The 11,487-nt window shown below is 41.2% G+C and carries 8 protein-coding genes and 1 other annotated feature; of the genes, 5 read left to right on the forward strand and 3 right to left on the reverse strand.

What is annotated here, in order from left to right; genetic code table 11:
• Nucleotides 1-167 precede the first annotated feature (167 nt).
• Nucleotides 168-701 (forward strand): L,D-transpeptidase, encoded by a 534-nt coding sequence (locus ACT3RN_RS02820; RefSeq protein WP_192518176.1) that lies wholly within the window; start codon nt 168-170, stop codon nt 699-701.
• Nucleotides 702-955: 254 nt separating this feature from the next.
• The gene (locus ACT3RN_RS02825) at nt 956-1,579 is read left to right on the forward strand and encodes a nitroreductase family protein (protein ID WP_192991714.1); all 624 of its coding nucleotides are present in this window, start codon (nt 956-958) and stop codon (nt 1,577-1,579) included.
• 179 nt (nt 1,580-1,758) lie between these two features.
• On the opposite strand, the gene ACT3RN_RS02830 is transcribed toward ACT3RN_RS02825, so the two are convergent.
• A protein-coding gene (locus tag ACT3RN_RS02830; RefSeq protein WP_443528262.1) for an IS3 family transposase occupies nt 1,759-2,978 on the reverse strand; the annotation gives its coding sequence in 2 pieces (ribosomal slippage) (nt 1,759-2,702 and nt 2,702-2,978; 1,221 coding nt in all).
• Nucleotides 2,587-2,703, reverse strand: a sequence feature (AL1L pseudoknot). Its footprint overlaps the gene before it by 117 nt.
• Before the next feature lie 131 nt (nt 2,979-3,109).
• Nucleotides 3,110-4,681: a CYTH and CHAD domain-containing protein gene (locus ACT3RN_RS02835; protein WP_192519447.1), complete on the reverse strand. Its 1,572-nt coding sequence runs from the start codon at nt 4,679-4,681 to the stop codon at nt 3,110-3,112.
• Nucleotides 4,682-4,923: 242 nt separating this feature from the next.
• Here ACT3RN_RS02835 and ACT3RN_RS02840 point away from each other — a divergent pair, with 242 nt between their 5' ends.
• Nucleotides 4,924-6,180 carry a DUF4349 domain-containing protein gene (locus ACT3RN_RS02840; protein WP_444518452.1) on the forward strand — a complete coding sequence of 419 codons (1,257 nt, stop codon included), beginning with the start codon at nt 4,924-4,926 and terminating at the stop codon, nt 6,178-6,180.
• A 156-nt stretch (nt 6,181-6,336) separates the two neighbouring features.
• Here the strand turns inward: ACT3RN_RS02840 and ACT3RN_RS02845 are convergent, their stop codons facing one another.
• Nucleotides 6,337-7,923 (reverse strand): isocitrate lyase, encoded by a 1,587-nt coding sequence (locus tag ACT3RN_RS02845; protein WP_192519445.1) that lies wholly within the window; start codon nt 7,921-7,923, stop codon nt 6,337-6,339.
• A 748-nt stretch (nt 7,924-8,671) separates the two neighbouring features.
• Here ACT3RN_RS02845 and ACT3RN_RS02850 point away from each other — a divergent pair.
• Both ACT3RN_RS02850 and ACT3RN_RS02855 read left to right on the forward strand, forming a co-directional pair.
• Nucleotides 8,672-9,661, forward strand: a complete 990-nt coding sequence (locus tag ACT3RN_RS02850) for a LysR family transcriptional regulator (protein ID WP_192519444.1) — start codon at nt 8,672-8,674, stop codon at nt 9,659-9,661.
• Nucleotides 9,662-9,965: 304 nt separating this feature from the next.
• Nucleotides 9,966-11,354, forward strand: coding sequence for an NAD-dependent succinate-semialdehyde dehydrogenase (locus ACT3RN_RS02855; protein ID WP_192519443.1), 1,389 nt, complete (start codon nt 9,966-9,968; stop codon nt 11,352-11,354).
• The last annotated feature ends 133 nt before the right edge of the window (nt 11,355-11,487 follow it).

Genomic DNA, 11,487 nt, shown 5'->3' on the forward strand with positions numbered 1-11,487 from the left:
ATTACGGTGCCAAAAGCCTTGATACAATCCCTTAATACTAGAAATTTTCAATCATTTTGTTTGAGGTGTATCATCTTATGATCTATGTACAAATGGTAAATTTCACAATCTAAAGCATGACATGCCAAAGAGTATGATAAATATATAAATGGCCTCAGGAATACCCCATGACAAATAACAGAAATATTGCCACGCGGTTAATCATTAGCATTGCCCAGCAAACCCTCACCGTCTATCAACAAAATAAAGAACTCGCTCAATATCAGATATCTACTGCAAAAAACGGTATTGGTGCTCAACAAGATAGCGGTTGTACACCACTTGGACAGCATGTCATTGCAGAAAAAATAGGTGGCAGTGAACCTATTAAGGCTGTGTTTGTCGGGAGAGTACCGACGGGCGAGATATATAGTGCTGATCTTGGTAAGTTACACCCTGAGCGAGACTGGATATTAAGCCGTATTTTATGGTTGAGCGGTTTGGAAGCAGGTGTTAATAAGGGTAGTAATAGTAACGGTGGTTGTGATACTTACCAGCGTTATATTTATATTCACGGTACACCAGATACTGAACCGATGGGTACGCCTCTCTCTCATGGCTGTATACGTATGCGCAATGAAGACATCGTAAAGCTGTTCGAACAAGTCGAAGAAGAGACGTCAGTGAATATTGTAGACAGCTTAAATGACACTTTAAAATAAAATGGTACTTTAAAATAAAATGGCACCTTGAAATAATAGGAAGTCAGATAGCATAAGGCTGGCTCTTTATATGCAAATATCCAAACGCTCATAAATCGACAGCAAACCTTTAATGAATTAGGGATTGTTATCTTAAAAACTCCTGTTGATTTTTAAATTTTATGATGTGGTTTCTGTGTAATGATTACTAAAGATATTTATGCCAAACATTACTTATCTAAAGCACATTCAACTATAAATTGAGGACAGTTATTATGTCTAAAGAAACATTAAGCATCTTACAGCAAGCTTTTGATGAACGCCGCTCTATCTACGCATTAGGTAATGAGTTGCCAGTGCAGCCACAAGCGATTGTAAACATAGCAGAACGCGTTTTGCTACATACGCCTTCTGCTTTTAATTCACAGTCTTCGCGATTGGTTGTGCTGTTTGGTGAACGGCATCATAAGTTTTGGGATATCACTGAAGAAAAACTACGCGAGGCGGTAGGTGATGGTGATTTTTCTAGCAGTAAACAAAAACTAGATGGTTTCCGTGCGGCAGCAGGTACCGTATTATTTTATGAAGATAAAAATGTCGTCAAATCACTACAGGAGAAATTTGCACTTTATGCCGATAGGTTCCCTGTATGGTCAGAGCAGACCTCAGCCATGCATCAGTATGCAGTGTGGACAGAGCTTAGCAGCTTGAATATTGGCGCAAATCTCCAGCATTATAATCCGCTAGTTGATGAAGACGCGGCAGCCGCGTTTGATATTCCAGACAGCTGGGCGCTGATTGCGCAAATGCCCTTTGGTAATATCGTCGAGCCTGCTGGCGAAAAGACTTATCAACCAGTCAGTGAGCGCATGAAAGTTTTAGGGTTGAAAAACATATAATAGTCTCACCGAATGAAATACTATTAAACAAAAAAGACAGCCCTGATAAAGTGAGCTGTCTTTTTTGTATCGTTTATCTATAATCAAAGAAGTCTAAAATGAGCACAGGACAGCCAACTGCAGATTGTACATCTAAGGAGTGAACCGCCCCGACTATATCGGAGAGTGATTTACTTGAGTCAGGCAGCAATGCCTGACAGGGTTAAATTATCATAATACCGCTTTTCAAATTCAAAAGGTGACACATATCCAATCGTGCTATGCAGTCGTGTTTTGTTAAACCAGTCCACCCATTCAAGGGTTGCTAATTCAACATCGTTCACGCCATGCCATTGTTCTTTTAGATATTCAATCACCTCAGACTTATAAAGCCCGTTAACTGTCTCAGCCAATGCGTTGTCATAAGAGTCGCCTGTTGTACCAACAGAAGCAATCACTCCAGAGTCCGTCATCTTATCGGTATAGCGAATAGATAAGTACTGAACCCCTCGATCACTGTGATGAATCACATCTTTGGGATAGTTTCTATCTGCTATTGCTTGATTTAACGCCGCCATCACCATATCGGTATTCATGCGATTAGATACTTTCCAGCCAACGATAGCGCGAGCAAACACATCAATAATAAAAGCGGTATACACCCAGCCGCTTGTCGTCTTGATATAGGTAAAATCTGCAACCCATAGTTGGTTAGGACGATGAGCATTAAAGTTACGATTGACTAAGTCATCAGCGCGCTTTTGGTCGTCACGGCTGTTGGTGGTAATCTTGCCTTTGCCACGCCAAACGCCTTGTAGGCCATACTGCTTCATTAATCGCTCTACGGTACACCGAGCAATACATAATCCTTCTGCTTTCATCTGCTGCCAGACTTTACGCGCACCGTAACGGCATTTGCTATCCTGCCAAATACGTTTAATCTCACCGATGTAATAGTCGTCATGCTGACTGCGCAGTGAACGCTTGTGTGGGTTGTCGCTTAAGTCTTGAGCACGATAATAAGTTGACGGGGCAATCGGTAGGACTCTACAGATCAGCTCGACCCCATAAAGGTGTTTATTGTCGTCGATGAAGTGAATCATGATTTTAGTCAGCGGTCGAGCTCCGCCTGGGCGAAAAAAGCAGCAGCCTTACGTATAATCTCATTGGCTTGCTTAAGCTCTTTATTCTCGCGTTCAAGCTCTTTAATACGTTGCTCTTGGCTTTGAGCTTGCACTGAAGCAGGAATGGTTTGATCGATGTGCTTTTTATGCCAAGACCGCAGAGTTTCAGGCGTGCAGCCAATCTTAGGGGCAATGGCTTGAATCGCTGACCAGGTGGAGGGGTAATCGCCCGACGCTTCAATCAGCATACGAACGGCGCGTTCTTTAATCTCAGGAGTATAATGTCGTGTTTTCATTGTCGTATTCTCTCAGAATATTAGGTCTCCGACAATCCCGGGGCGGTTCAGAGGGCTGCACCGTAGGGGTTTAGTAGTTCACTGATTATATTTATATTGTGGAGGCCTTGTATCACCATGACTAATATAACCTAAACGACATTAGCGTTGTTGTTCAATTTGGCTGAAAACCAGCCAGCACCATAAAGCGCATTATGATCTGTCGCTGATTTAAGTTGATAATACTGTTGATATCGAAGGTGATTATGGTAATGTTTCAATGCTTTTTGTTCTTTGATCAGACGTTTTAGGCTGCGTTTGGTTTTCTTTTTAAACGATTTTTTGTGCAGTAGGGGTGAGGCTATTTCAGTGATGTAGTGTAATGCTGTTAATTGATTACGCAACTCATCTGTTGCTTGGTTACTGTTTTTTATATGAACCTCATGTTCCTCAATGCCACCTGTATCAGAGCTATCAGCGTCAATGGTTTCTATGTCGCTGCCACTTTCTTTCGTAATAGTCTCATCTATATTTAGTAGACTGTCATGCTGTTGGGATATGGCTTTTATTAGTGGTTCGATCGCCAGCTTGTTGGCTTGAGGATCAAGGCTTGCATTGCTCATAGTAAAGGCAATCAACTCTAGCAAAGTTAGCTGAAAATCATTGGCGCTGACTGCGTCAATAGGCTGGATTTTGAGAGTTTCAATGTCAGTCATCCAATTCGTTGCAGGTGCGCCATGTGCCTGTAGTTCGGGGTCGATATGGTGGGCTAGGTAAGTCAGTTCGTAATAACTACCAAGTAGAGTGGCGGTTTGTTTTAGTATTGGTTGCCAATCAGGATTGATCTCATCAGAGAAGCTAGCAAATACTTCTAAGACAGCATGTAAGCGGCGAATACCAGTCTGTAATTGCAAAATATGCCCACTGTCAGTGCTGCCAGCTACGATAGCACTGCTATTCGGTAATATTTGCAGCAAACAGTTATGCACGGCTACTCGTACAAAAGCAGGCATGCTAATTTTTTTATTGATTTTCATTTGACGCAGGTCGGTACTTACTGCTGGACTATGTGGTTGTCCATTAATCAGTAAGCCACCACGTTCAGCTTTGGTTACGGTAGATAAGCATAGCTTGTAGCGCTTACACCATGTTTTGGCTGTCGTAAATAAAAAATCTAAATCTCCTGATACCAGTTCGAACTCTATTTCTTGAATCTTTTCTCGCTGAGTATCATCGGTACCATGAATAATCTCGCCATGATCGTAGGCTATCTCGATGCTGTTTTCCGTTTCGTCTTCGCTATTTTCTATCAGCAACCGAGTGGTGCGCTGTACATCAGTGACGTACAGCGGTGTGAGTTTTTTGGCTAGTTTTTTGAGCTTAAAGGTGGATAATGCTGGCGCGATAGGCGTTTCTTTATAAATCGTTAGGTCAGGCATAAGGGAGTTGGTATCAAGCATTGCCTGTACTTGTTCATTATCTAATATGGCGTTGTGCTCTAAGCGTGATGCCATCCCATCGCCACCAGCTTTGATAGTTTGTACCCAGTTATCGCCTTCTTTACGAATCCGTAAGCCGATACCTGCCTGTGCCAATTGTTGATCGGGTGTGTCGTAATAATGGGCAGCCAGTTGTGTCATCTGTGAGGACTTAACTTGCGCTTGACGCAACAAGCCTTTTAACCGTGATTCTGGCACCAAAAACTTCAACTCTATCTCTTGCATGATGGTTCCCCATTATTTTAAAGCAGGTTAAGTGGCTACTGTAGTCAGTCCATATCCGTCTATAGTCGGTTCAATATACTTTAATCTTTTTCAGATTGAACTACCTACCATCGTATGAAAGCTATTAATCAATAACAAGTAAAATTTGTAGGATTGCCTGTGTTTATTTTCTATAAGCAATATACTTTTATTATATTAGCGTTATAATTGAGCCAAAATATCAAACAAAAGTATATTTAATTATGAACGAAAATTCTATGGTAAGTAAACCTAAAACACCCTCGCAGTCCAATAGTTTGTCATTAGTGTTAGCAGCAGTTACCTTGGGGTCAGTCATACTAATCAATGGCTGCAGCCAATCTGAGGATTATGCAGAAAGCGTATCAGATGAATCATCGGATTACGCTAGTGAAGAATCTGTTGCCGCTGATACAAATGCGCTTATGTCCGAACAACCAACGGCGGCTGAAGAGCTAGAGGCTAACAGCCAAGCCAATGAATTGACAGTTGAAAGTTTATCAGGAGACAGCGAGCAGACGCTAGGTAGTCAGGTCGCTGATATCCAGATAAAAGGTAAATCGCTGCTGATTACTTCCAGTGCAGACTTTACCGTCAAAGATGTCGTCAAGAGTAGCGCTGCTATTGAGGCATTGACACGGCAGCAGGGTGGTTATGTAGCGATCAGTAATATTAGCAATTATCCACGCAGTGATAGAACCTTCGTTCAAGGTGATAAAAACATTACCATCACTACTTATACTCGCCAAGCTGAAATGACCGTTCGGGTACCTCGTACCAACGTCAGTAAGTTCTTAAAGCAAATGCAGCAGCAAGTGGCTTTTTTAAATGAGCAGGAATTTACAGCGCAAGACGTGACGTTAGATATTTATCGTGAGCAGTTGGTAAGTCAGCTAAACAGTGATATGGCAAGCGAGCTTAGCGAAGAGCGACTCGATAGTGAAAACAATAAAGACCAACGTAGTAATATCGAGGCTATTACTGCTACTTATACTGCGCGCCGGCAACAAGAGCTGGCAAAGCTTGAGCAGATGGATATCGCTGATAAAGTTAAATACAGTACGATCAACTTAGTTTTTAGCCAGCCAGACATTAGCTATAAAGAAGTCACTCAAAACCTAGATGTTTTGATAGATGCTGAACGTCCAAGTTTTGGTACTGAAGTCAACAAATCACTCAAAGATGGTTGGAGTATGCTCAGGTCATTCGCACTTGGTGTTATACAATTGTGGTGGTTGGTAGTGCTTGCTGGTATTTTTTATCTCATTTATAGGTTGATAAAAACCATTTATCGTAAGTTCTTTAGACAAAGCCCTCGTATTGAACACTTACGACGTAATCTGATGGGTGAAAACCAAGGTATCTATAATCCAGAGCGTACAAAGAGCAATCAAGTAGGCGATAATAGGGGCAGTGCTAAAGAGGCTGATAGCAAGGAGACGGATAGTAAAGATATGAATAACAAGGATGCTAAGCATTAGTTAGAATGAAAGCTCAAAAAGCTCAAAAAGCTCATAATAATAAAAGCATCAGTAAATACTAAAAAGCCGCCCTACATCCTGTAGGGCGGCTTTTTTAGTTTGTAGTTATAACTAGTGTCTGCTTATAACTAGCACTGACTTATAAAGTGTCGGTGATTAGAACTGGTTCATCGTGTTCTTGCCGCCGCCTGCTTTAAGTGCGTTGTCACCAGAGAAGATTTCTTTGTGATCATCGCCAAGGTCAGAACCTGCCATTGCTTGGTGCTTAACACAAGAGATGCCTTCACGGATTTCTTTACGTTGTACGCCAGCTGCATAAGCAAGCATGCCTTCTTCACCGAAGTAACCTTTAGCCAGTTCGTGAACGCTAAGAGCAGTCGTGTGGTAGGTCGGTAGCGTGATTAAGTGATGGAATACACCCGCTTCACGTGACGCATCACGTTGGAAGTTCTTAGCGGCTACGTCAGCTGCTGCATCAAGCTCAGTACCATCGTAATCCGCACTCATCAAGTCATCTTTATTGTATGCAGAGATGTCTTTGCCCTCTGTTTCCCACTGAGCGATAATTTGCTTACGGAAGTTAAGCGTCCAGTTGAATGATGGGCTGTTGTTGTATACCAGCTTCGCTTTAGGCTGTTGCTCTTTGATACGATCTACCATTGATTTGATGTGGGCAACATCTGGTGTTGGTGTTTCAATCCAAAGTAGGTCAGCGCCATTTTCTAGAGCAGTGACACAGTCAAGAACAACGCGGTCGATGTTAGTATCTTCACGGAAGCTGTATAAGCCGTTCGGCATACGAACTGGACGTACTAGCTTACCATTATGCTTAAGTAGACTGTCGTTTTCGTTAGCGTCTTCAATGCTCACTTCTTCCATTTCTAGGAAGTCGATGTATTTAGAAGCAAGATCGCCTGGCTCATTTGATACTGGAATTTTTTGTGTTAGTGATGCGCCTTCAGAGTCAGTACGAGCGACGATAACGCCGTCTTCAACACCTAGCTCTAGGAATGCATAACGGATAGCGTTAATTTTCGCAATGTAGTCTTCATGCGGTACGGTTACTTTACCAGCCTGGTGACCACATTGCTTCGCATCAGATACTTGGTTTTCAACCTGAATGGCACAAGCACCAGCTTCAATCATTTGCTTAGTGAGTAGATACGTCGCTTCTTCGTTACCAAAACCTGCATCGATATCAGCAATGATTGGCACAACATGTGAATCAAAGTTTTCGATTTTCTCTAGGATGGCTGAAGTATCTTGACCCGCTTCTTCGGCAGCGTTTAGCTCGCGGAAGTAGTCGTTTAATACTTTAGCATCTGCTTGACGTAGGAACGTGTAGATTTCTTCGATTAGCTTAGGTACTGACGTTTTTTCGTGCATAGATTGGTCAGGTAATGGACCAAACTCAGAGCGTAGGGCTGCAACCATCCAACCTGATAGGTAGATATAAGTTTTAGAAGTCGTACCGAAATATTTTTTCTTAGCATACATTGTTTGTTGAGCAACAAAACCATGCCATGCACCTAAAGACTGGGTGTATTGAGATGTATCATTGTCATAGTCTTCCATGTCTTGACGCATGATTTTTGCAGTATACTTTGCGATATCTAAACCAGTTTTGAAGCGGTTTTGCGACATCATACGTGCTGCATCGGTTTCGCTGATATTCTGCCAGTTACCGTGTTTTTGTTTTAATTCACGTACTAAATCGATCGCTGATTTATATGCCGTTGACATCTATGTCTCCTTGGTGGGGTGTAAAAAACAAATTAAGTGCTTAAGTAATGACGATTGTGTGCTAATAAAAGCATACATTTAGACTTTATATCCATGCTGTCGATATCTTATAAGATGAAACATAATTACAAGCTATCCGCTAAAGCCTTATTTACCCTAACCAAACTTAGTCACTAATACAAGGGATTTACTCAACTTGCTAGTGAAAAAATAATGGGTAATATATGAACGATTGTCGGTCTGATTCATGTATTTCTAAGGTGCTTGTACTATTTGTTGGCTCTCAGTGTCATAATTGGTAGTAAGAGATGTTACAATAATAAGCGGTTTATAGGATAAAGCTAATCATTGTAAAATGATTAAAGTGGTATCTATAAACAATTAATTAATAAGATCATGCTACCGATGAAAGCCATCAACATACTATATAATTGTGTCCGTCAAATGAATATAGTCGATGTATATACTTAGGGTATATCGTTTGTGCTGCAAATCATCTATGAGACTCACTATAACTGGCTTACCAAGATTTATCTAATTTATGATACTTATCTTTGGTATTTTTATAAGTTATAATTCATATATAACAGTACCTTACATTGGCTATATTAAGTTATACTTAGTCAGTATGATATAAAAACAGATGGAAAATAGCGGAATTATGCTGTTTTAGGCTCTACATTGCCAAGACAGCACTAAAAATGCCAAGATTATAATGGCACTTATTCAAAGGCCAAGAGAACTCTATATGAATTTGCAGCGGGTAGATTTAAATTTATTGGTACACCTAGATGTGTTGCTACGAGAAAAAAACGTCACTCGTGCTGCCGAGCAGCTTGGCATTACCCAACCTGCGATGAGTAATATTTTGCGTCGTCTGCGTAAACTATTTAACGACCCATTATTGGTACGTTCTTCTGAAGGTATGACGCCGACTGAGCGTGCTTTAGAGTTGCAGCCTCGTATCCGTGAGATTCTTGCGGATTTGACACAAGTATTGGAGCCCCGTACGGAGTTTCGTCCTTATAGCACTTCTCGCGTCTTTCGGATTATGACATCAGATTATGCAGAAGCGACTTTGGTACCAAAGCTAGTTAAAGCACTGCGCTCAGAAGCTCCCAACGTTATCTTAGACTTCTTAACACCGTCAGACGTCTCTTATCGCGACATGGAGCAGGGGCGCGTTGACTTAGCGATTAACCGCTTTAATGAGATACCGCAAAGTTTCCATCAGGTGCTAGTATGGCGTGATACTTTTAGCTGTCTATTGTCATCAGACAGTCCTTATGCCAATCGTTTTAATCTAAAAAACTATCTCAAAGCGCAGCATGTTTGGGTCTCTAAAACAGGTATGGGCGTAGGCTTTGGTGTCAATCCAGAGAAGTCTGGCGGCTTAGGATCTATCGATCAAGCGCTGCAACGTTTAGGACAAAAACGTCAAATCAGCGTTTTTACGCGTCATTATCAAATGCCAGCTATGCTTGCAGCAAATAAAGATTTGATTGCTACATTGCCGACGCGCGTAGCAAAAATGCAGGCCAATAACGACAGTATTAAGATGGAAGAGCCACCGTTTTTTATTCCTGAATTTGAGTTAACCATGGCGTGGTCTCCGTTATTACAACACCATCCAGCGCATCGTTGGTTACGCCAACTTATTATGCATGTGGCCCGCCAAATCGTTGACGACGAAGAAAACCCACCACAAGAAATCCCTGTGATAAACCATTTGTTTTAAATCGCTTAGGGTTTGTTGATGTACATGAATCATTTATTGAACCAGCCGCAGGGCTGGTTTTTTTATTTGTCCAACTTTACCAAGCCACTGCCTTTACAAAACCACTTCGCTTATAAATAAAACGAGGCGCAAGGCGTAACTTCAGCGTAGTTAATAAGTCAGCCACACTTTTAACATCTTATGAACACTTCTTTATAACTTGTAAAACTACTGGCTGAGCATTTTGTTATGGTAACTGGACGTTAAGAATAATGACAAGCTAATTCAAACCAATAATATATTTCAATAAATAAGGATAATAACCATGGCAGATATTACTACTGTGAACCCAGCGACAGGCAAAAACATTAAAGATTATAACTATATGAGTGATGGTGATGTCACTAAAATTATTGATGCATCTCATCACGCATTTTCTAAATGGCGTCTAGTTAGTACTGAAGAACGTACAAAAGTTATCAGCTCTATCGGTGACACGCTGATGAAGTACAAAGATGAATTGGCTAAGTTGATGACTGAAGAGCGTGGCAAAACACTTGAGGCCAGTTTAGGCGAAGTTGATTTATGCAAAGCTATTTGTGATTTTACTGCCAGTGAAGGCGTTGCCGCACTTGCTGAAGATGAGCGCGATATTGAAGGTATCAAAAAAGGACTGGTAAGATATGATCCTATCGGTATTATCTATGGCATCCAGCCTTGGAATTTTCCAGCTTATCAAGTTTTCCGCTATACCATCGCCAATTTGATGGCAGGTAACAGTGTTTTACTGAAACATGCATCAAACGTCACAGGCTCAGGTCTATTGATTGAAAAGATTTTGCATGAATCTGATTTACCAAATGATCTGTTCCGCACGCTAGTTATCAACCATGATCAGTCTGAGCAAGTCATCGAAAATAATAAAGTACGTGGTGTGACCTTAACAGGTAGTGATGTAGCTGGTAGAGCCGTAGCGCAGCAAGCAGCTAAAGTACTTAAAAAGACGGTTATGGAATTGGGTTCTAACGATGCCTTTATTGTATTAGAAGATGCAGACTTAGAGTTGGCAGCGACTACTTGTGCACATGCTCGCTTATACAACAATGGTGAGACGTGTATTGCGGCCAAGCGCTTTGTGGTTGTAGACAGTGTTTATGATAAATTCCGTGACTTGATTATTGAGAAGTTTAAAGGCTACACGATTGGTGATCCAATGGATGAGTCTACTGACGTAGGTCCGATGTCGAGTAGCAAGCAACGTGATGAGCTGCATGAGCAGCTACAAGAAAGTGTGAGTAAAGGTGCAACGGTTACGCTGGGTGGTGAAGTGCCTGATATGCCAGGCTCTTTTTATCCGCCAACTATCTTGGAAAACATTAAGCCAGATCAGCCTGCGTATAAAGATGAGTTATTCGGTCCAGTAGCGTCTTTAATTCGTGCTAAAGATGAAGATGACGCATTCCGTATTGCTAATGACAGTCGTTATGGACTGGGTGGTGCCATATTCTCTAAAGATGAAGATAAGGCTATCAGTTTAGCTCAAGAGCATTTTGATACTGGTATGGTCTATATCAATGGATACGATTTGGTGAGCCCAGCATTGCCATTTGGTGGTGTTAAGGATTCAGGTTATGGCCGTGAGCATGGTGGTTTTGGTATTAAAGAATTTGTAAACATCAAAGCCATTCATGTTGTTGGTCAAGCACCTGCTTAACTTTCATGTTTTATTACAAGCCTTTTAAAATATCCTGCTATTAATTAAGTAGCAGGGTATTTTTTTTAAGCATAAATAGCTTAAAACAACCAACTTTTACGTTGAAAGTTGTCACATAAAAAAGCAGCACAAG

The organism is Psychrobacter sp. AOP5-GZ1-6 (assembly GCF_052376345.1).
GTDB lineage: Bacteria > Pseudomonadota > Gammaproteobacteria > Pseudomonadales > Moraxellaceae > Psychrobacter.